This window comes from Streptococcus sp. HN38, from assembly GCF_028335765.1.
Classification (GTDB): domain Bacteria; phylum Bacillota; class Bacilli; order Lactobacillales; family Streptococcaceae; genus Streptococcus; species Streptococcus suis_P.
The window spans coordinates 2,428,894-2,448,963 of the sequence record NZ_CP116604.1 but is presented as its reverse complement, the minus strand read 5'-3'; the positions used below and the strand labels follow the sequence as shown (position 1 = coordinate 2,448,963).

The following is a 20,070-nucleotide window of genomic DNA, read 5'->3' as shown; positions in this document are numbered from 1 at the left end:
AAGAATGGCAACAGAAAAAATTTCTCCAGGCATGCAGCAGTATCTGGATATAAAAGCACAGTATCCAGATGCTTTTTTGCTGTTTCGTATGGGTGACTTTTACGAATTATTTTATGAAGATGCGGTAGAAGCGGCACAGATTTTGGAATTGTCCTTGACCAGTCGCAACAAAAATGCGGAGAATCCGATTCCTATGGCGGGGGTACCATATCACGCGGCACAACAGTATATCGACACACTTGTTGAATTGGGGCACAAGGTCGCAATTGCCGAGCAGATGGAAGATCCTAAGCAGGCAGTCGGCGTGGTCAAGCGGGAAGTAGTACAGGTCATTACTCCTGGTACGGTAACAGACTCGTCCAAAATGGGAGCAGACAGTAACTATTTGGTTGCGATTGACCGTCAGGGAGTGCAGTTCGCACTTTCTTATATGGATGTGTCAACAGGTCAGTTTTTTGTGACTAGTTTGGATGATTTTACTAGTCTTTGTGGTGAAATTCGTAATTTACGGGCGCGTGAATTGGTCATAGGCTATGCTTTATCTGAGGAAGAAGAGCAGGTCTTTTCGAACCAGATGAACCTCCTGCTCTCTTTTGAAGATGAGGTGACAGAGGATGTCCAATTGATTGATAACTCCTTGACAGACTTGGAAAAGGCTGCGGCAGGTAAACTCCTCAGCTACCTACATCGGACTCAGATGCGAGATCTGAGCCACTTGCAAAAGGTGGTCCACTATGAAATCAAGAACTATCTGCAAATGGACTATGCTACCAAGTCTAGTCTGGACTTACTTGAAAATGGTCGGACAGGCAAGAAGCATGGTAGTTTGTACTGGTTGTTGGATGAAACCAAGACAGCCATGGGTATGCGACTATTGCGGACATGGATTGATCGTCCCTTGATTGACCTTAAGCGGATTGAGAATCGTCAGGCTGTCGTTCAGGTTTTTCTGGATTACTTCTTTGAACGGAGTGACTTGGTCGAGGCTTTAAAAGGTGTCTATGACATCGAACGTTTGGCCAGCCGAGTGTCTTTTGGAAAAACCATGCCCAAGGATCTCTTGCAGCTCTCTCAGACTCTGGGAAATATCCCAGCAATCAAGAATATCTTGCTACAAATCAATGAGCCTGCTCTAGGCAATCTGGTGGCTGGATTGGACCCAATCCCAGAACTGCACGCTCTCATCAGCTCTGCTATTGACCCAGAAGCTCAAGGGACCATCACAGATGGAAACATCATCCGTACGGGCTTTGATGAAACGCTGGATCAGTACCGTCTGGTCATGCGTGAGGGTGCGGGCTGGATTGCGGAGATTGAGGCCAAGGAGCGTGAAGCGTCTGGTATCAACAATCTCAAGATTGATTACAATAAAAAAGACGGCTACTATTTCCATGTGACCAATTCCAATCTGGGCAATGTGCCTAGTCATTTCTTCCGTAAGGCGACCTTGAAAAACTCGGAGCGCTATGGTACGGAAGAATTGGCTAAAATCGAAGGGCAGATGTTGGAGGCGCGTGATAAGTCTGCTAATTTGGAGTACGAGATTTTCATGCGGATTCGCCAAGAGGTTGAGAAGTATATCGGTCGCTTGCAGAAGTTAGCTCGGACCATTGCAACCATCGATGTTTTGCAGGCCTTTGCAGTTGTGGCGGAGCAGCAACATTTGGTTTGTCCACGCTTTACAGATCAAAGAGAACTGACCATTGACCGTGGACGTCATGCAGTGGTGGAGAAGGTCATGGGCAAGCAGACCTACATTCCCAACTCCATTCATTTGGATACGGATACGCATATGCAACTGATTACTGGTCCAAACATGAGCGGTAAGTCTACCTATATGCGGCAGTTGGCGGTTATTGTCATCATGGCGCAGATGGGTTCCTATGTGCCTGCGGATCAGGCTGAATTGCCGATTTTCGATGCGATTTTCACTCGGATTGGTGCGGCGGATGATTTGGTCAGTGGGCAGTCGACCTTCATGGTGGAAATGATGGAGGCCAACAAGGCAGTCCGTCTGGCGACAGATCGGTCGCTCATCCTCTTTGACGAACTTGGACGTGGAACGGCCACCTATGACGGTATGGCCCTGGCCCAGTCTATCATCGAGTACATCCACGACAAGATTGGAGCCAAGACTCTCTTTGCTACCCACTACCATGAGTTGACAGACCTTAGCCAGACCTTGGAACACTTAGAGAATGTCCATGTGTCGACCTTGGAGAAGGACGGCCAAGTCACCTTCCTCCACAAGATTGCACAAGGCCCAGCTGACAAGTCCTACGGGATTCATGTGGCTAAGATTGCGGGAATGCCAGAGGAACTACTGCAGCGGGCGGATAGGATTTTGCAGACGCTTGAAAACCAAGCCCCTACTGCACCAACTCACCCAGTTCCGACAGTTGTGGAAGAGCCGTCTGGTCAAATCGACCTCTTCGCAGACACGCCTTCTCACCCAGTCCTCGATGAACTGGAAAAACTAGACATCTACAATATGACCCCAATGGAAGTCATGATGGCTGTGGCGGAGTTGAAGAAAAAAATATAAGACAATGAAAGTCAGGACAGTTGTTCTGGCTTTTTGGTCAAAAAACGAACGATTGGAAGGTGATTAAATAAAAAAATTGTCTTTTATGAATAAGTGATATAGAATATGTTTGTATCGATACATTTGTGATTAAGATAATGTTTTTATAAAAATTGAAATTTTAATTGTTTTTTGCAAAGTGATAAATCAACAGAATTCTAAAATATTAAAACGCTATAATTTTTAGGGTGATTCTATAATTCTATTCTGATTAGGAGATAAAACATATGAAAAAAAAGCTCGGTATTTTTAATTTATTTACAGTAATTATCATGCTATTTAACATATTGAGTGCTACGATTGTGAATGTAGATAGTGTTAAAGCAGCTGAAGTTGCGGTGGCTGATGAGAAACCTATAATTGATTTATATAATGACTATGTAAGCAAAACAGGAAGTCTTTATATTAGTAATTCACAGTATAAGCAAATACGAGATTTAGCTAGAAAAGAAGGATATAGTGTAAATGCATACAGTGATAATTCTAGGGTTGGTGCAGGAAAAAGTGCACGAGTTATCGCTAAATGGATACTCAGAAACAGACAGTTTCTTACGAATATGGTAGGAAAAGTACTTGGACGAAAAGCCGCAGTAAGATTTGGGCATGCGTTACAGTATATCACAGGTCCTTTAAGAGTAATTGATCAAACAATTGATGGTGGTTTATATCAAATTGAGCAGATAATCATAAACGGATTAGTAGCGTCAGGATTAGATAATTGGTCTGCTCGAACATTGGCTGCAGGAGTTCGTGGGATATTAAGTGTATTAGTTTAGGAAGAATAGCTACAATGGATTCAAAAGATACAAAATATATTACAGATAAACTGTTTCAATTGGAACAATTGGTTTTGGATATATATGCTGAACTAGAAAGGCAAAATCCGCAATTTGCTCCGATTAGCTGGTATGTGTATCATCTGGGTTTGGATGATGAGCAGGCCAGTGACATCATGCAGTATTTTCTCTTCCAACAGGATAAACCTCTTGAGGAATTAACGGTTTGGTTGGAAGAGTGGGTTGCGACTAATCGTTACCCTTATCCTCGTGATTTTATTGAGAAGATGGCTCGTCGCTACTATGAAGAAGTCACACGGGCAGTGGATAGGTCGGATGCCAGTCTGTCCTTAGAAGATTTGGAGCAGTTGAAGGTAAGCGGAGCCTTCGATGGGCTAGATGAGTTTGAAGAGTAAAGCTCCAGAGGTTTTTGGTTCCTCGCATAAAAAATGTTGATATAACAGACTAAGTCAGGACAGCTGTTCTGGCTTTTTTGCCGTTTAGCTTAGGAATATGACCACATAGTCAAAAGCCCTTGAAACCAGTTAAGAAATGGTGTTTAATAGGGACAGAAGGGAGAGAATATGAAAGTAAAACTAGCTATATCACCAGAAATTTTGGAAGACTTAGTGACTATTGAAGCACAGGCTATGTCTGAGCAGATTACACAGTTGGTGGCCTATGTTCAAAACCTAGACAAGCAGACATCTAGGCTGACAGTCAAAAAAGGGGAGCAGGTCTATCTTTTGGAGCATGAAGAGATTGTCAGGCTATATCTAGAAGATAGGCTCTTGCAAGTGGAAACAGTAGAAAATGTCTATACTTCCAACCTACGCTTGTATCAGGTCAAGGAAGATTTACCAGCAAACTTCTTACAAATCTCCCAGTCGGAAATCATTCACATCAAGCAACTGGACCACCTCAAGCTGACCTCCAACGGTCTGGTCAAACTGGTCATGAAAAACGGATCAGTTACCTACTCATCCCGTCGCTATCTAAAAGTTATCAAAGAAAGGTTAGGACTATGAAAAAATACATTTTATCAGCCAGTTTAGGCATCGCTATCGGAACCATTATCTCCATTATCACATCAGCCGTCTTCGGACAGGGAACCTATTTTCCTCTAAATCCCTTTTCAACCATGGGGGCTTACTACCTGAGCAACTTTAGTCAAGTAACCGTCATGTTGATTTGTGTAGTTATTTGGGCGGCAATCGGTCTCTTGTTCCAGCTGGCAGACACGATTTTTGAACAGGATTGGAGCCTTCTACGAATGATAGCAACGCATTTTTGCATCACAGCTTTAGGCTTCACACCGCTGGGCATTTTGGCTGGTTGGTTTCCCGTGAAACTTGGGGCTCTTCTCTTTTTCTGGTTTATCTTTGTCTTGATTTACGCTTCTCTCTTTTTCCTAAATTATCGGAAAATGGAGCGGCAGATAAAGGACATCAATGGTCGTTTGTAGTATAATAGCACTATCATTTTGTTGGAGTGTTTTATGAAAATTATTTTGACGATTGTTTATAGCTTGGGAGTGGTGTGGAATACTCTCTATATTGCCTACAATGTCGGTAAACTTCCTTTGTTAAATTTGCTTTGGCCTGCTGTGATTTTAGTGGCCTGTGCTATTAACCTGTACTTTTTATGGACTAGAAAACAAGAGTCAGAATAGGCTCTTGTTTTCATTTGTTTTTCAGAAACGAAGTCTATATTTAGTGTAATTTTTCTATTTTTATATTTTTTTACACAAGATATTGATTTTTATTTTGTGAAGTGCTACACTAATAGAAGTGAAGAATTTTGGAGGTTTGTCAGATGAATGTGCAAGAAAATGTCTTACCGAGTATAGAATTATTGGTTTTGAAACGTGATGGACGGACAGTATCCTTTGACCAGGATAAGATTTTTTCTGCTCTTCGGCGGGCAAACCAAGAATTAGAACATCCTGTTTCAGAGGCAGGTTTAAAAATTGTATTAGAAGCTGTTTTGGCTGAAATTGGTCGCCGATTTGAGAAAGATGTTCAAATTTACGAAATTCAAACGGTCGTTGAACAGGAATTGTTAAAAGCCCATTTGTATGATTTGGCGGAGCTTTATATTCAATACCGAACACGCCGTGATTTTCGCCGTCATCAGGCTACCGATATTAATTTTGAAATTCATAAGCTGCTGAGCAAGGACCAGTCTGTGGTCAATGAAAACGCTAATAAAGATGCGGATGTTTTCAACACCCAGCGGGACCTGACAGCAGGTATTGTCGGAAAGTCTATCGGTCTCAAATTATTGCCAGCTCATGTGGCCAATGCTCATCAAAAAGGGGACATCCATTATCATGATTTGGATTACAGCCCTTATACACCAATGACCAACTGTTGTTTGATTGATTTCAAAGGTATGTTGGCACAAGGCTTCAAGATAGGAAATGCGGATGTAGAAAGTCCAAAATCAATTCAAACTGCTACGGCTCAGATTTCACAAATCATTGCCAATGTGGCCTCTAGTCAATATGGTGGTTGCTCAGCTGACCGTATCGATGAAGTTTTGGCGCCCTATGCGGAGCTCAACTACCAAAAGCATTTGAAAGACGCCAAGGATTGGGTATTAGCAGACAAGCAAGAAGAATATGCGCGTGCTAAAACGCAAAAAGACATCTATGACGCTATGCAATCTTTGGAGTATGAAATCAACACCCTTTTTACTTCCAATGGACAAACACCCTTTACCTCACTCGGTTTTGGGTTAGGGACATCATGGTTTGAGAGAGAAATTCAAAAAGCGATTTTGAACATTCGTATCAAGGGTCTAGGGAGAGAAGGTCGTACAGCTATCTTTCCTAAGCTGATTTTCACAGTTAAGCGTGGCTTGAACTTGGAGCCAGATTCTCCAAACTATGACATCAAGCAATTGGCGATTGAATGTGCGACCAAGCGTATGTATCCAGATATGCTTTCTTATGATAAGATTGTTGAGTTGACAGGTTCCTTCAAGGTACCAATGGGCTGTCGCTCTTTCCTTCAAGGTTGGAAGGATGAAAATGGCCAGGATGTGACATCTGGTCGTATGAACCTAGGTGTCGTAACCGTCAATTTGCCACGGATTGCCATGGAGTCCGCTGGAGATAAGGATAAGTTCTGGGAAATCTTTGCAGAACGTATGGCCATTGCCAAGGATGCCCTGATCTATCGTGTGGAACGAGTGAAAGAGGCAACCCCGGCCAATGCTCCAATTCTCTATCAATATGGGGCATTCGGAAAACGCTTGGCTAAGACAGACGCAGTAGATGAAGTCTTTAAAAATCGTCGAGCAACCGTATCTTTGGGGTACATTGGTTTGTATGAAGTCGCAACAGTATTTTACGGTGGCGAATGGGAGACCAACCCAGAGGCAAAAGATTTCACGGTGGATATTATCAAGAAAATGAAAGCCTTGGTTGAAGATTGGTCGGATGAATATGGTTATCATTTCTCAGTTTATTCGACACCATCTGAAAGCCTGACAGACCGCTTCTGCCGAATGGATACGGACAAGTTTGGTCTGGTTGAAAATATCACCGACAAGCAGTATTACACCAACTCCTTCCACTACGATGTGCGGAAAAATCCGACTCCCTTTGAAAAATTGGATTTTGAAAAGGTCTATGTGGAGGCGGGTGCCAGCGGTGGCTTTATCCACTACTGTGAATACCCTGTACTGCAACAAAATCCAAAGGCCTTGGAAGCTGTTTGGGACTATGCTTATGACCGTGTTGGTTACTTGGGAACCAATACTCCGATTGACCATTGTTACGCTTGTGATTTTGAAGGTGATTTTGAGCCGACGGAGCGTGGCTTCAAGTGTCCAAGTTGCGGGAATAGCGATCCTAAGTCGGTGGATGTTGTTAAACGAACTTGTGGTTATCTAGGCAATCCACAGGCCCGTCCGATGGTAAAAGGCCGTCACAAGGAAATTTCGGCGCGTGTGAAACACATGAATGGGTCGAGCTTATAAGTAATAAACAGACTATGTAGAGCTTCCACAGTTCCAGTTAGCTGTGGAAGTTTATTATAAACGAACAAGAGATAAAAAAGAGGAGAAAACAATGGGAAAATATCAATTAGACGCTAAGGGGAAGGCCCTGGTGACACGCTATCATGAGAAGAATTCTAATGTGAAGCAGGATAAAAAAGCGCGTGTGCAGGAATTGCTCAAACAAGCAAAAAATAAGAAAAAATAGTATGGACTATACAGATATTAGTATTCTCCATACCAATGATATGCATTCCTACATGGAGAATTTTCCAAAGAAGGCGCAACTGATTGCGAACATTCGGGATGGTAATGAGAAAAAGGGGATTCCGACCTACAGACAGGTCTCCACCCTCAGATGTGGGGCATTGTCCAAAGCGGTGAGGATCTTTTGGTCAATGGCAGAGCTGTCGAGCCAGATAGGGTCTATCAGATTGTGACCAATTCCTTTGTTTGGAGCGGTAATGACAACTATGACGATTTCCACAAGGCAGAAATTGTGCAGGACTTAGGACTGGATACGGACATTATCAGCGATTTTTTCAAAAGACAATATGGAGACTAGAATGGAATTAAGAAGACCAACTATAGCGGATAAGGATACGATTTTAGACATGCTAGCGGAGTTTGAAACGGCAGGCTCTGCTATGGATGGAGGCTTTATCTCCAAAGAGGTCGACTTTGAAGACTGGATTTTGAGAAATCAAGACTATGAGGCAGGCATCAACCTGCCAGAAGGATTTGTTCCCTCTATTCAGTATGTGTCATTTGACCAGACAGGTCGAGCCCTTGGTTTTCTCAGTCTACGCCTACGGCTCAACGATTTCCTGCTCAATAAAGGCGGTCACATCGGTTATTCCATTCGCCCGACCGAGCGAGAAAAGGGCTATGCCAAGGACCAGTTGCGACTAGGTTTGCAGGAAGCCGCAACCAAAAATATTTCCAAAGTCCTCGTGACCTGCTCGATAGACAATCAAGCTAGTCGTCGTACGATTGTGGCTTGTGGCGGTAGCCTAGAAGACGTCCGCGAAGGAGTAGAACGTTACTGGATTGGCTAAAAGAAGGAGGCAGCTATGACGGAGCAGACCTGGAACAATCCCAAACCATGCGAGTGGAAGAGTGAGGAACTCAGTCAGGGACGGATTATGGACTACAAGGCCTTTAACTTTGTGGACGGCGAAGGCGTGCGGTGCTCCCTCTATGTCAGCGGCTGCCTCTTTCACTGTCCAGGCTGTTACAATGTTGCCACCTGGTCCTTCAAGGCCGGGATTCCTTACACCAAGGAGCTGGAAGACCGTATCTTAGCAGACTTGGCCCAGCCCTATGTGCAGGGGCTGACCCTCTTGGGTGGGGAGCCTTTTCTCAATACAGGCACCGTCCTCCCCCTCGTCAAGCGAGTTCGGACGGAATTGCCAGACAAGGATATTTGGTCTTGGACAGGCTACACATGGGAAGAATTGATGCTGGAAACGCCAGACAAATTAGAACTGCTTAGCCAGTTGGACATTCTCGTAGACGGCCGCTATGACAAAAGCAAACGCAACCTCATGTTGCAATTTAGAGGATCGACCAACCAACGCATCATTGATGTGCAGAAATCATTGCAGGAAAAACGAGTTGTCCTGTGGGATAAGTTAAAAAAATAGCCCTTCACAATGTGAAAGGGTTCTTTTTGACAAATTCACTCAAAAAACGAGAAAAAGCCTTGATAAATCAAGACTTTCCTCATATCAACCAATATCCTCCCTGTAGGGATCGAACCTACGACCCACGGATTAAGAGTCCGCTGCTCTGCCAGCTGAGCTAAGGAAGGTAAAAAATAAAAATGCTGTATTGGTACCGGTTATTCAAAGATTGTATTGATCCCGCACGCTAGAAGCAGGTGGGTGACGTGTTTCTGACTTAGTTGCTTCTGGGTGTACCAGCCTGCATACTGCCAAAAGATCTTTGTCTCCCTAGTAATACAAAAATAGTCGGTCAACACATAGGTATGAATTCGTATACCACAGCAGTTCTTATTTATGATTTAATATTACCACATTTTTTGAAAAAATCAAGAGGAAAACGGCAAAAAAATGAAAACGGTATCAACTTTTTTTCTTGTTTTGTTTTAGATGCTTGATTTTTTCTTGGGTCATGCCCAAGGCACGCTCGTATTTGCCGGTGTCGTTGGCGGTGAAGTAGTCCGCATTTAGTAACTTGTCGGGCAGGTATTGTTGGTCCACCCATTTTTCAGGATAGGCATGCGGATACTGGTAGCCAATAGCATTTCCCAGCTCCTTACTACCAGCATAATGACCGTCCCGCAGGTGATTTGGGATGGGCAGATGACCGTTTTTCCGCAAATCAGCCAGAGCTGCATCCATAGCCAGATAGGCAGAATTGGACTTGGGTGAAAGAGCCAAATCAACGACCACGTTGGCAATCAAAATCCGTGCCTCTGGAAAGCCGATTTTCTGGGCAGCTTCGAGGGCTGTCACCGTATGAATTTGTGCCTCTGGATTGGCCAAGCCGATGTCTTCGTAGGCAATGACCGTCAAGCGACGAGCCAGACTAGGCAGGTCTTCCGCCTCAATCAAACGAGCGGCGTAGTGGAGGCTGGCATTGACATCGCTACCCCGAATGGATTTTTGCAGGGCGGAGAGGATGTCGTAGTGGGCATCGCCGTTCTTGTCCATGCTGATGTAGGACTTTTGCAGGCTATTTTCTACAGCGTCCAGATCAATGTGGCGGCTACCGTCGTCACTTTCCTTGGTCGAAAGTACAGCTAGTTCCAGCGAATTGTAGGCGGCCCGAAGGTCACCGTTTGTCGCATTTGCTAGGAAATCCAGAGCCTCAGGTTCAATGGTGACGGGGAAGTCAAAACCGCGTTCGCTGTCTGTCAGAGCCAATTCCAAGGCCTGTCGGATATGGCTGGTTTGCAAGGGTTGTAATTCAAAAATCTGCACCCGACTGCGAATGGCGGGTAAAATAGAGAAAAATGGATTTTCCGTCGTTGCTCCAATCATGATGATATTGCCGTTTTCCAAAAGAGGGAGTAGGAAGTCCTGCTTGGTCTTGTTGAGGCGATGAATCTCATCGAGCATGAGAACCAGACCGCCAGAAAACTTGGCTTCTTCCGCAATCTCCTGCAGGCGTTTTTGGTTGTCGGTCGTGGCATTAAAGGTCCGAAAGGCATACTTGGTCGTGCCAGCAATGGCAGAGGCGATCGAGGTCTTGCCAATCCCTGGCGGACCGTAGAGAATCATGGACGACAGCATATTGGCATCAATCATGCGGCGGATAATCTTTCCAGGGCCGACCAGGTGTTCCTGACCGATGACCTCATCAATGGATTTGGGCCGCATACGAAGAGCGAGATTGGCTGGCATAGGCTTCCTTTCAGTACATTTATGGTATAATCATTATACTACAATTTTAGGATTTGGAGAGAAACGAAATGACTGAGTTGACAGTGAGTGTTTTGGAAGAATACTTGCGTGACCATTATGGGACGACAGTTCCAGAGCAAAGTCTCTTTATGAAATTGGTGGAAGAAATTGGTGAAGTGGCAGAGCTGCTGAACAAGCGTGCAGGCCGCAAGATGATGGACGGCGAAGAAGACAGCTCTGCTCGTTTGGCAGAAGAATTAGCTGACGTTATTTACTATGCTGTAGCCTTAGCAGCGGTAAATCAACTAGATTTAACCAAGTCCATTTTGGAGAAAGACAAACGGGCTTCCGTCAAATATGGTCGAGAAATAAATTTATTGGAATTTATCGTCATTTAGTTTTTCTTTTATTACGTCGTTAACTCGCTTTGCCGTACTTCAGTACAGCCTACAGCTCGTTGCCTAGTACTAAAAGTAAACTAAAAGACTATATAGAAAAGAGGAAATAGAATGGCGAAACATGGCTTTTTAGATGTGCTGGAAGTGGCACTGGACAAACATTTTACTTATGATTATGAGCTCAACTGGGACAAGAAAAACCATGCTGTTGAGTTGGCTTTTATCTTGGAAGCACAAAATGTGGCTGGGATTGAAACGGTGGACGACGAAGGCAATGCGTCTTCTGAGGATATTTTCTTGGAGGAGTATGTCCTTTTCTACAACCAGGACAAGTCTCGCTTTGACGAGGAAGACTACCTGGTCGCTCTGCCATTTGACGCCAAGAAGGGCTTTTCGGCAAAGTTTCTGACCTACTTCGCAAGCTTTCTCAAGGACACCGCAGACCAAGGCCTAGATGACCTCATGGACTTTTTGGCGGACCCAGAAGCCCAAGAATTTGCCATTGCATGGGATAGCGAGGCTTTTGAAAAAGGCAGAGCAGACTTGGTGGAAGGGGAATTTTACCCATATCCGAGGTATTAGGAGGTTGGAGCAATGGTTAACCGTAGCAAAAATATCAATATGTTCTTGATGGATGGTGAAGTAACTGGGAAAATCAAATGTACCTTATCCAATTGGACGGGAGTTATTTTCAAAATACCACGCATTCACTTAGGGGATTTGAAAGAACGTTCGGAGATGAAGCAAAGTGGTATCTACTTTCTTTTGGGGTATGATGATGAAAAGAGAAAAGATATTACTTACATAGGGCAGGCTACGACTCGTAAAAATGGAGAAGGAGTGCTGCTCCGTATTCAAGAGCATACACGTGATAACCATGCGGATTATTTTAATGATGTGATTGTACTAACAACTCAGAACAATTCCTTTGGTCCAACAGAAATCAGCTACCTAGAAAATAAATTTACTCAGCTTGCCAAGGAGGCGGGGCGTTTTATAGTGAAAAATGGTAACGAACCCAATCCAGGAAATGTAACGGAAGAAAAGCAGTCAGAATTGGATGAAGTCGTTGATAATACCATTACGATTATTGGAACTTTGGGGTATCGTTTATTTGTTCCAATGGTGCAAAATGTGCCTAATGACAGGGAGACGACAGATGCATCGAGTCAGTTGCTTTATTTAAAGCGAAAAAGTAAAAAATCAAACACAGAAATTCAGGCGACTTGTAAGCAAACTACAGAAGGATTTGTTGTGTTGAAAGGGAGTATGATAGAAACTATTGATTCTCAAAAGATACCATCTGTTTTAAAGGAACGACGAGCAGAGTTACAGAATAGCGGGGTGATAGTTGATGGTCTTCTACAAGAAAATCAACTTTTTAATAGCCCTTCTTATGCAGCTGGATTTGTGCTTGGAATGCATACAAATGGTCGAACTGACTGGAAAGATAGAGATGGTCGAACCTTGAAAGAATTAGAAGAGACAATATAGGTTTGGTCTGAGAGAATGAAAGGAAACAAACATGAACTCATGGCAAGAATTAACGATTCACGTGCATCGTGATGCAGAGGAAGCAGTTTCAAATCTCATGATTGAAACGGGTAGTCAGGGGGTGGCGATTAGCGACTCGGCTGACTATGTGGGACAGGAGGACCGTTTCGGTGAACTCTATCCTGAGGTGGAGCAGTCGGATATGATTGCGATTACAGCCTACTATCCTGATACTGTAGATATTGAGGAAGTTAAGGCAGACTTGGCTACTCACTTGGCGGATTTGACAGGCTTTGGCTTGGAAACAGGTCAGATTAGCTTAGAAAGTCAGGAATTGGCAGAGGAAGACTGGGCGGACAACTGGAAGAAATACTATGAGCCAGCTCGCATTACCCACGATTTGACTATTGTGCCGTCTTGGACTGACTATGAGGCTACTGCTGGTGAAAAAATCATCCGCCTGGATCCAGGCATGGCTTTCGGTACGGGGACCCACCCGACCACCAAGATGAGCCTTTTTGCTCTTTCTCAGGTCCTGCGTGGTGGTGAAACGGTCATCGACGTCGGTACAGGTTCAGGTGTCCTTTCCATTGCTAGCTCCCTCCTAGGTGCCAAGGAGATTTATGCCTATGACTTGGATGAGGTGGCGGTGCGTGTGGCCCAGGAAAACATTGACCTCAACGCCAATACTAGCAATATTCATGTCGTGGCGGGCGATTTGCTTCGTGGCGTTGACATTAAAGCAGAAGTCATCGTTGCCAATATCTTGGCGGATATTCTCATCCATCTGACCGAGGATGCCTACCGTCTGGTCAAGGACGAGGGCTACCTAATTATGAGCGGCATCATCGCGGACAAGTGGGACATGGTACGAGCATCGGCGGAGGCAGCAGGCTTCTTCCTTGAGACACACATGATTCAGGGCGAGTGGAATTGCTGCGTATTCAAGAAAACGGCTGACCGCTCAGGTGTGATTGGAGGCTAGGATGCAGCAGTATTTTGTCAATGGCAGAGCACCGCAGGGCGTGTTCCAGATTAGCGATAAGGACACTGCCAAGCATATGTTTTCTGTCATGCGATTGCAGGCAGATGACCAGATTGTCCTGGTCTTTGATGACGGGATCAAACGCTTGGCACGGGTAGTAGATAGCCAGAACCAATCTGTTGAAATCATCGAAGAACTGGCAGACAATGTTGAATTGCCCGTTTCCGTTACCATTGCCATGGGCTTTCCCAAGGGAGATAAGTTAGAATTTGTCGCCCAAAAGGCAACGGAATTAGGCATGGCAGCCCTCTGGGCCTTCCCAGCGGATTGGTCTGTGGTCAAATGGGATGGCAAAAAACTGGCAAAAAAAGCAGAGAAGCTAGAAAAAATCGCCCAAGGTGCAGCCGAACAGAGCAAACGCAATCGCATTCCAGCAATTCGCTTGTTCGAGAAAAAAACGGATTTCCTAGCCCAGCTGGCAGGCTTTGACCAGATTATCTTAGCCTACGAAGAGGCCGCAAAAGAAGGCGAACAAGCCAATCTAGTAAAAATCTTGTCAGGCTTAGAAGCTGGACAATCAGTTCTGGTTATCGTCGGTCCAGAAGGCGGCGTGTCGCCTGAGGAGGTAGCCGCATTTGAAGGAGCAGGAGCGGTCAAGACAGGTCTTGGACCTCGTATCTTACGAGCGGAGACGGCTCCCCTCTACGCCCTTTCTGCTATTAGTTACGCGACGGAATTGTTGAGGTAAGGTCATGTTTGCTTTAGGAACGATTATCAATACGGTCGCCATTGCCCTAGCAGGTGTGCTAGGGTCTTGGTTTGGTCACTTGCTTAAAGAACGCCATCAATCAGGTTTAACGGTGGCGAGCGGGCTAGCTGTTTTATTTTTAGGAATTTCAGGTAGTTTAGAAGGACTGTTGACAGTCGTTGACGGTCAACTCAAAAGTCAAAACAGCATGCTTTTGGTCCTTAGTCTAGCCTTTGGGACTTTGATTGGGGAAGTCCTCCATATCGAAGGCTGGTTTGAAAGGCTGGGTGTTTGGCTCCGTGAAAAATCGGGAAACAGCCAAGATGGCCAATTCTTAGATGCTTTCCTGACAGCTTCTTTGACCGTCTGTATCGGTGCCATGGCCATACTAGGAGCCATCCAAGATGGATTGACGGGTGATTATCGCTTGTTGGCTGTTAAGAGTGTTCTGGACTTTATCATCATCTTTATCATGACGGCCAGTTTGGGCAAGGGAGCAGGCTTTTCAGCAGTACCCGTTTTTCTCTTTCAAGGCTCTGTGACTCTTTTGGCCCGCCTGATTGAACCTTTGATGACGGATCAGGCCCTTGCCAATCTCTCCTTTTATCGGCTCTGCCCTCATCTTCTGTGTCGGTGTCAATATCATCTGGGACAAAAAGATTCGCGTGGCCAATATGTTGCCGGCCATCGTGATTGCAGTTATTTGGTCATTTTTTTAATAGACTAAAAGAGCTCGGTTGCTTATCCGAGCTCTTTACTATTTTACATTAGTTTTCATTTTTCTTGCGGAAAGCACCGACAAGGCCCATCAAACTGATGCCAATCAGGCTAAGCATAGAATTTATCTCACCTGTTGCAGGGAGTGTTTTTGGTCCTGCTTGAGTTGTTGAGGAGGAAGTGCTTGTCTTAGCTGTAGTAGCAAGTTTGTATTTTGGTGCAGGTGCTGTTGTTTTTTCGGCTGGAAGGGTAATGACCTGACCAGACGGAAGTGTAATTTGAACACCAGATTGACCAGATGAAGTTTGATTATCAGTAGCTGTTTGTCCAGTTGGAGGTGTTACGACTTTTGGCTCAGTGTAGACAAACTTGAACTCACCAAATCCTTCGTTTTCAGCTGAGGCTTGGAGGTAAACCAGACCTTCTTGGTCAGCAACTAGAGATTTCGCACGATCTGCTGTCAAGAAGCGGAGATCGAGTCCCTTGATGCTATCTGTAAAGGTCCAGTTATTGTCTGCTGTAGGGTTGATAACTTTCTCAGCGATAATATAATTGATGATGGCTTGGCGGTTTTCCAGGTTGAGCAAGTAATTGACAGAAGCTTCGCGGACCCCAGGGAAAGTACCGTTTGCACGGTAGTTGTTGGTAACCACGATGAATTCTTGATCAGCTGTCACATCTTGCCCATTGTATTGCAGATTCCGAACTCTGCTGGCAGTTTCGTTGATTACCTTACCGTTACGATCGTATTTATTTGGTTGCGTAATATCGTACTGATAAGTTACTCCGTCAATAACGTCAAAATTGTAAGTGCGGAAATCTGTGTTGACTAGGTTTTGTGGCTCTGTTGAGCTTGGGTCAACTTGGTTGAATTGCCCTGCGGACATTTCCAACCATTCTTTGAGTTGGGCACCGTTGACTTTCAAGATAGCTACCACATTGTCATAGAGGTAAAGGTCTGCTACGTTCTTGATAGCGATTGGACCAGCAGGGATATCTGTATAGGCAGTTGCATCGCCTCGAGTACCAGCCTTAAATGGTGCAGCCGCAGATAGGATTGGCAGATTAGCTTCTGAAGTACCCGCCAACTGTTGTTTTGCATACCAGATTTGGGCATTGTTGACGATTTGAACAGATGGGTCGTCTTGCACCAAGGAGAAGAAGCTGTTGATTGGTGCAGTTGTTTCACCGACTTGCTGGCGAACATAGTTGATGGTTTCGTTATGGGCTTCTTTAGCAAGGTCGATGATGCGACTATCTGCTACAGATGATTTTGTATCGATTTTACGAATAGCCGCTTTGCTAGAAGTAGTTGTCCATTTGCCATCTTTAAAGACCAGATTGAGGTCGATGACGCCGAGGTGGTCACCGTATTTACCCGCCATGGTGACAGGAGTGCCGTTGATTTTACCATTTGTATCATCCACGCCAGAGTATTTAGCATAGAAGCTTGGTTTTTCGGCAGTTCCTGGGAATTCTGCGTGGGAGTGACCTGTGATAACCGCATCAACTCCTGATAGGCTGGCGATTTGGTAACCGACATTTTCCTCACCGACTTCATATTGGTCATCGCCGATACCTGAGTGGGAAAGGACCAGAACGATGTCTGCGCCATTTTCTCGCATGGTTGGGATAATATCGCGAACGGCTTCAACTGCATCACGAACAATCACTTTTCCTTCTAGATAAGCTTTGTCCCAGTTGAGAATTTGAGGGGGAACAATCCCCGTAACACCGACATTTAGTGTAACCTTTTTACCCTCGGTGTCTGTGAATGTCTTTTTCACAATGGTATAAGGGGTGTAGAGAAAGTCTTTTGTAGTCGGATCGAGGACATTGGCATTGACTAGAGGCATGTTGGCTGTACGAATTACTTTTTCGAGGTAGGCAAGGCCGTAGTTAAATTCGTGGTTGCCAAGTGTGCCGACGTCAAATCCCAGAGTCTCTAAGGCGGCGTACATAGGATGTTGTTCACCTTCTTCAATAGGATCAACGATAGACTTGTAATTTCCAAGAGGAGTACCTTGAATGGTGTCTCCATTATCTACCAATACGACATTTGGATTTTCTTTTTTTGCTTCTTCGATAAGAACAGCTGTTTTTGCTAGACCCAGTGTCTCTACAGGTTTATCCTGGTAATAGTCATAGTTGACCAAGTTCGTATGGAGGTCAGTTGTTGCGAGAATGCGAACATCAACAGTTTGTCCTTCAACAGGCTGACTAGTTTCAGTTGCAGCAGGAGTGACCGTGCGTGCTTCTGAAGTAGTTGTGTCAGTTGTCTCGCTTGTAGGATCACTAGTTTCAGCTGTCTCGGAAGAGCTTGGATTTTCAGCTTCGGTAGTGGCTGGAACAGGAGATTCTGTATTATCAGCTTTCTCTGTGGTGTCAGATTCAACTGGTACAGCCTGACTTGCTTCTGTTGAAGAAGCTGGAGTTGTGTTGAGAATCTCTTCGGCTTGAGCTAATTTTGGATTGCTTGCAGCTAAGAGAGCTAGTGTGAGTGCTACGGCACACTTACTGAAACGAAAATTCATAAGAATCCTCCATTTTCTTTTTGTAATAATCTTCTACAATCATTATACAGCTAAGGAATGCAAAAATCAAGACTAATTCTGAACGTTTGGTTGAAAAACAAGTGAAAATAGCAAGAAAAGCAATGAAAAAAGGAACGTTCGCTGAATCTGAACTTGGTTTGGATTGTTTGTAATTAGTAGTCTTATGTTGTTAGATTCCTTTTTCTTTTCCAGTGAAAATGGTAAAATAATAGGAAATAGTTAGGGAGAGAAGTAAATGAAAGAAATCAATTACACTGGCGAGGAAGTTGTTGCACTGACAGCAAGCTATCTTCCAGCTGATGATGTGGCCTTTGTTGAGAAAGCTTTGAACTATGCTACTGAAGCTCATAAACTTCAATTTCGTAAATCAGGTGAACCCTATATTGTCCACCCTATCCAAGTGGCAGGGATTTTGGCAGGGCTCAAGCTAGATGCGGTAACCGTAGCTTGCGGATTCTTGCATGACGTAGTAGAAGACACTGAGGTAACTCTGGATGATATGGAAGCAGAATTTGGTCCAGAGGTCCGCCATATTGTTGGTGGGGTGACCAAGTTAGGCAAGGTTGAGTATAAGTCACATGAGGAGCAACTAGCTGAAAACCACCGCAACATGCTGATTGCCATGTCCCAAGATATGCGGGTCATTCTGGTTAAACTGGCAGACCGTCTTCACAACATGCGGACCCTTAAGCACTTGCGCAAGGACAAGCAGGAACGGATTTCACGTGAAACAATGGAAATCTATGCACCGCTTGCCCACCGCCTGGGTATTTCCTCTATCAAGTGGGAATTGGAAGACATGTCCTTCCGTTACCTCAATGAAGTTGAGTTCTACAAGATTACCCACATGATGAGGGAGAAACGACGCGAACGGGAAGAGTTGGTCAATGAAGTTGTCGACAAGTTAAGAGAATACACAGAGGAGCGCCATCTTCACGGTCAAATCTATGGTCGTCCCAAGCATATCTACTCCATCTATCGGAAGATGCATGACAAGAAAAAGCGTTTTGACGAACTATATGATCTGACTGCTATCCGTTGTTTGATGGATACGCCAAGTGATGTCTATGCTATGCTGGGCTATATCCATGAACTATGGAAACCTATGCCCGGTCGCTTCAAGGACTATATTGCCAGTCCAAAGGCCAATGGCTACCAGTCCATCCATACGACAGTCTATGGACCAAAGGGACCGATTGAGTTCCAAATTCGGACGGTGGAAATGCATCAGGTGGCGGAATACGGGGTGGCAGCTCACTGGGCTTACAAGCGTGGTGGCAAGGCAACTGCCAGCGAAAAAGAGTTGCGCTGGATCAACAACCTGATTGAACTCCAAGAAGGGGCTGGAGATGCGCAAACCTTTGTAAATTCTGTCAAGGACGATATTTTTACAGAACGTATTTACGTTTTCACGCCAGATGGTGCTGTGCGTGAATTGCCTAAGGACTCCGTGCCTATTGACTTCGCCTATGAGATTCATACCAAGGTCGGCGAGCGGGCGACAGGTGCCAAGGTCAACGGGCGTATGGTGCCTCTGACGACCAAGCTTAAGACAGGCGATCAGGTGGAAATCATCACCTCTGCCAACTCTTTCGGCCCAAGTCGTGACTGGGTCAACTTGGTTAAAACTCACAAGGCCCGTAATAAAATCAAGCAGTTCTTCAAAAACCAGGACAAGGAACTTTCCGTCTCCAAGGGGCGTGAAATGCTCCAGAATCTCCTCCAAGAAAATGGCTACGTTCCCAACCAATATCTGGACCGTCGCCACATGGACGAAGTCCTGCAAAAGACCAGCTACAAGACCGACGAATCCCTTTTTGCGGCAGTTGGTTTTGGAGAAATCTCTGCCGTGTCCGTCTTTAACCGTCTGACAGAGAAAGAACGCCGAGAAGCTGAGCGGGCTAAGGCAAAGGCTGCCGCGGACGAATTGGTCAACGGTGGTGAAGTCAAACACGACAACAAAGATAGTTTGAAAATCCGTCACGAAGGTGGCGTGGTCATTGAAGGGGCGTCAGGCTTGCTGATACGGATTGCCAAATGTTGTAATCCAGTACCTGGCGATGAGATTGTCGGCTACATCACCAAGGGGCGTGGGGTTGCAGTTCACCGTGTGGACTGTATGAACCTCAAGAGCCAGGAAAACTACGATGTCCGCCTGATTGATGTCGGTTGGGAGGATGAAAACTCTACCAAGGAATACATGGCAAATATCGATATTTACGGCCTCAACCGCTCAGGTCTCCTCAACGATGTCCTCAAGGTTTTGACCAATGCCAGCAAGAATATTTCGTCAGTCAATGCCCAGCCAACCAAGGATATGAAGTTTGCGACTATCCATGTTTCCTTTGGTATTTCCAATCTGGCAACCTTGACCAGTCTGGTAGATAAGATCAAGTCAGTGCCAGAAGTTTACTCAGTGAAAAGGACCAACGGATAA

General features: G+C 44.9%; 19 protein-coding genes, 1 tRNA gene, 1 other RNA gene and 1 pseudogene. 18 read left to right on the top strand and 4 right to left on the bottom strand.

The genetic code is table 11. From position 1 onward, the window contains the following. The first annotated feature begins 4 nt into the window (after positions 1–4). The 11 genes from mutS to nrdG all read left to right on the top strand — a co-directional run bounded on the left by mutS (position 5) and on the right by nrdG (position 9,011). The gene (gene mutS, locus PHA78_RS12080; RefSeq protein WP_272158268.1) at positions 5–2,545 is read left to right on the top strand and encodes a DNA mismatch repair protein MutS; all 2,541 of its coding nucleotides are present in this window, start codon (positions 5–7) and stop codon (positions 2,543–2,545) included. 266 nt (positions 2,546–2,811) lie between these two features. Beyond that, positions 2,812–3,360 (top strand): hypothetical protein, encoded by a 549-nt coding sequence (locus tag PHA78_RS12075; RefSeq protein ID WP_024376205.1) that lies wholly within the window; start codon positions 2,812–2,814, stop codon positions 3,358–3,360. Positions 3,361–3,374: 14 nt separating this feature from the next. Further along, positions 3,375–3,776: a hypothetical protein gene (locus tag PHA78_RS12070; RefSeq protein ID WP_099806943.1), complete on the top strand. Its 402-nt coding sequence runs from the start codon at positions 3,375–3,377 to the stop codon at positions 3,774–3,776. Between the two features lie 168 nt (positions 3,777–3,944). Then, complete coding sequence (locus PHA78_RS12065; protein WP_024376203.1) at positions 3,945–4,388, top strand: LytTR family DNA-binding domain-containing protein; 444 nt, start codon at positions 3,945–3,947, stop codon at positions 4,386–4,388. Beyond that, positions 4,385–4,825: a DUF3021 domain-containing protein gene (locus PHA78_RS12060; protein ID WP_024377585.1), complete on the top strand. Its 441-nt coding sequence runs from the start codon at positions 4,385–4,387 to the stop codon at positions 4,823–4,825. Before PHA78_RS12065 ends, PHA78_RS12060 begins: the two co-directional genes overlap by 4 nt. A 33-nt stretch (positions 4,826–4,858) precedes the next feature. After that, on the top strand, positions 4,859–5,032 hold the full coding sequence (locus PHA78_RS12055) for a hypothetical protein (RefSeq protein ID WP_002941962.1): 174 nt from the start codon (positions 4,859–4,861) through the stop codon (positions 5,030–5,032). 143 nt (positions 5,033–5,175) lie between these two features. Continuing rightward, positions 5,176–7,347 carry an anaerobic ribonucleoside-triphosphate reductase gene (nrdD, locus tag PHA78_RS12050; protein WP_099806944.1) on the top strand — a complete coding sequence of 724 codons (2,172 nt, stop codon included), beginning with the start codon at positions 5,176–5,178 and terminating at the stop codon, positions 7,345–7,347. Positions 7,348–7,438: 91 nt separating this feature from the next. Beyond that, positions 7,439–7,573: a hypothetical protein gene (locus PHA78_RS12045; RefSeq protein ID WP_032500125.1), complete on the top strand. Its 135-nt coding sequence runs from the start codon at positions 7,439–7,441 to the stop codon at positions 7,571–7,573. Between the two features lie 150 nt (positions 7,574–7,723). Further along, positions 7,724–7,930, top strand: a complete 207-nt coding sequence (locus PHA78_RS12040) for a 5'-nucleotidase C-terminal domain-containing protein (protein ID WP_099806945.1) — start codon at positions 7,724–7,726, stop codon at positions 7,928–7,930. A gap of 1 nt (position 7,931) precedes the next feature. Continuing rightward, positions 7,932–8,423 carry a GNAT family N-acetyltransferase gene (locus PHA78_RS12035; protein WP_024377588.1) on the top strand — a complete coding sequence of 164 codons (492 nt, stop codon included), beginning with the start codon at positions 7,932–7,934 and terminating at the stop codon, positions 8,421–8,423. 15 nt (positions 8,424–8,438) lie between these two features. After that, complete coding sequence (gene nrdG / locus PHA78_RS12030; RefSeq protein WP_272158254.1) at positions 8,439–9,011, top strand: anaerobic ribonucleoside-triphosphate reductase activating protein; 573 nt, start codon at positions 8,439–8,441, stop codon at positions 9,009–9,011. A 94-nt stretch (positions 9,012–9,105) separates the two neighbouring features. Here the strand turns inward: nrdG and PHA78_RS12025 are convergent. The 3 genes from PHA78_RS12025 to PHA78_RS12015 all read right to left on the bottom strand — a co-directional run bounded on the left by PHA78_RS12025 (position 9,106) and on the right by PHA78_RS12015 (position 10,736). Further along, positions 9,106–9,178: transfer RNA gene (locus tag PHA78_RS12025), tRNA-Lys, on the bottom strand. Between the two features lie 8 nt (positions 9,179–9,186). Beyond that, a non-coding RNA gene (ssrS, locus tag PHA78_RS12020) (6S RNA) lies at positions 9,187–9,380 on the bottom strand. Positions 9,381–9,452: 72 nt separating this feature from the next. Next, positions 9,453–10,736: a replication-associated recombination protein A gene (locus tag PHA78_RS12015; protein WP_272158251.1), complete on the bottom strand. Its 1,284-nt coding sequence runs from the start codon at positions 10,734–10,736 to the stop codon at positions 9,453–9,455. Between the two features lie 68 nt (positions 10,737–10,804). On the opposite strand from PHA78_RS12015, the gene PHA78_RS12010 reads away from it, so the two are divergent. The 6 genes and pseudogenes from PHA78_RS12010 to PHA78_RS11985 all read left to right on the top strand — a co-directional run bounded on the left by PHA78_RS12010 (position 10,805) and on the right by PHA78_RS11985 (position 15,080). After that, positions 10,805–11,134, top strand: a complete 330-nt coding sequence (locus PHA78_RS12010) for a MazG nucleotide pyrophosphohydrolase domain-containing protein (RefSeq protein WP_099871045.1) — start codon at positions 10,805–10,807, stop codon at positions 11,132–11,134. A 111-nt stretch (positions 11,135–11,245) separates the two neighbouring features. Then, complete coding sequence (locus tag PHA78_RS12005) at positions 11,246–11,716, top strand: DUF3013 family protein (protein ID WP_099872482.1); 471 nt, start codon at positions 11,246–11,248, stop codon at positions 11,714–11,716. Between the two features lie 12 nt (positions 11,717–11,728). Then, entirely contained in the window at positions 11,729–12,628 is a 900-nt protein-coding gene (locus tag PHA78_RS12000; protein WP_029175435.1) for a GIY-YIG nuclease family protein, read from the top strand. Positions 12,629–12,659: 31 nt separating this feature from the next. Continuing rightward, the gene (gene prmA / locus PHA78_RS11995; RefSeq protein ID WP_024376192.1) at positions 12,660–13,613 is read left to right on the top strand and encodes a 50S ribosomal protein L11 methyltransferase; all 954 of its coding nucleotides are present in this window, start codon (positions 12,660–12,662) and stop codon (positions 13,611–13,613) included. 1 nt (position 13,614) lies between these two features. Next, a complete protein-coding gene (locus PHA78_RS11990; RefSeq protein WP_024376191.1) occupies positions 13,615–14,361 on the top strand; it encodes a 16S rRNA (uracil(1498)-N(3))-methyltransferase in 747 nt (248 codons plus the stop codon). A 4-nt stretch (positions 14,362–14,365) separates the two neighbouring features. After that, positions 14,366–15,080, top strand: a pseudogene (locus tag PHA78_RS11985) (DUF554 domain-containing protein). A 48-nt stretch (positions 15,081–15,128) separates the two neighbouring features. On the opposite strand, the gene PHA78_RS11980 reads toward PHA78_RS11985, so the two are convergent. After that, positions 15,129–17,612 (bottom strand): bifunctional 2',3'-cyclic-nucleotide 2'-phosphodiesterase/3'-nucleotidase, encoded by a 2,484-nt coding sequence (locus PHA78_RS11980; RefSeq protein ID WP_272158243.1) that lies wholly within the window; start codon positions 17,610–17,612, stop codon positions 15,129–15,131. 256 nt (positions 17,613–17,868) lie between these two features. Here PHA78_RS11980 and PHA78_RS11975 point away from each other — a divergent pair, with 256 nt between their 5' ends. Beyond that, positions 17,869–20,070: a RelA/SpoT family protein gene (locus PHA78_RS11975; protein ID WP_002941987.1), complete on the top strand. Its 2,202-nt coding sequence runs from the start codon at positions 17,869–17,871 to the stop codon at positions 20,068–20,070.

Bases quoted from the DNA above. Each gene is read 5' to 3' on its own strand.
- PHA78_RS12055 (WP_002941962.1), top strand. From the start codon at position 4,859: ATGAAAATTATTTTGACGATTGTTTATAGCTTGGGAGTGGTGTGGAAT.
- PHA78_RS12075 (WP_024376205.1), top strand. From the start codon at position 2,812: ATGAAAAAAAAGCTCGGTATTTTTAATTTATTTACAGTAATTATCATG.
- PHA78_RS12035 (WP_024377588.1), top strand. From the start codon at position 7,932: ATGGAATTAAGAAGACCAACTATAGCGGATAAGGATACGATTTTAGAC.
- PHA78_RS11975 (WP_002941987.1), top strand. From the start codon at position 17,869: ATGAAAGAAATCAATTACACTGGCGAGGAAGTTGTTGCACTGACAGCA.
- nrdG (WP_272158254.1), top strand. From the start codon at position 8,439: ATGACGGAGCAGACCTGGAACAATCCCAAACCATGCGAGTGGAAGAGT.
- PHA78_RS12040 (WP_099806945.1), top strand. From the start codon at position 7,724: ATGTGGGGCATTGTCCAAAGCGGTGAGGATCTTTTGGTCAATGGCAGA.
- PHA78_RS12060 (WP_024377585.1), top strand. From the start codon at position 4,385: ATGAAAAAATACATTTTATCAGCCAGTTTAGGCATCGCTATCGGAACC.
- PHA78_RS11980 (WP_272158243.1), bottom strand. From the start codon at position 17,612: ATGAATTTTCGTTTCAGTAAGTGTGCCGTAGCACTCACACTAGCTCTC.
- mutS (WP_272158268.1), top strand. From the start codon at position 5: ATGGCAACAGAAAAAATTTCTCCAGGCATGCAGCAGTATCTGGATATA.
- PHA78_RS12015 (WP_272158251.1), bottom strand. From the start codon at position 10,736: ATGCCAGCCAATCTCGCTCTTCGTATGCGGCCCAAATCCATTGATGAG.
- PHA78_RS12005 (WP_099872482.1), top strand. From the start codon at position 11,246: ATGGCGAAACATGGCTTTTTAGATGTGCTGGAAGTGGCACTGGACAAA.
- PHA78_RS12000 (WP_029175435.1), top strand. From the start codon at position 11,729: ATGGTTAACCGTAGCAAAAATATCAATATGTTCTTGATGGATGGTGAA.
- PHA78_RS12010 (WP_099871045.1), top strand. From the start codon at position 10,805: ATGACTGAGTTGACAGTGAGTGTTTTGGAAGAATACTTGCGTGACCAT.
- PHA78_RS12065 (WP_024376203.1), top strand. From the start codon at position 3,945: ATGAAAGTAAAACTAGCTATATCACCAGAAATTTTGGAAGACTTAGTG.
- PHA78_RS11990 (WP_024376191.1), top strand. From the start codon at position 13,615: ATGCAGCAGTATTTTGTCAATGGCAGAGCACCGCAGGGCGTGTTCCAG.
- nrdD (WP_099806944.1), top strand. From the start codon at position 5,176: ATGAATGTGCAAGAAAATGTCTTACCGAGTATAGAATTATTGGTTTTG.
- PHA78_RS12070 (WP_099806943.1), top strand. From the start codon at position 3,375: ATGGATTCAAAAGATACAAAATATATTACAGATAAACTGTTTCAATTG.
- prmA (WP_024376192.1), top strand. From the start codon at position 12,660: ATGAACTCATGGCAAGAATTAACGATTCACGTGCATCGTGATGCAGAG.
- PHA78_RS12045 (WP_032500125.1), top strand. From the start codon at position 7,439: ATGGGAAAATATCAATTAGACGCTAAGGGGAAGGCCCTGGTGACACGC.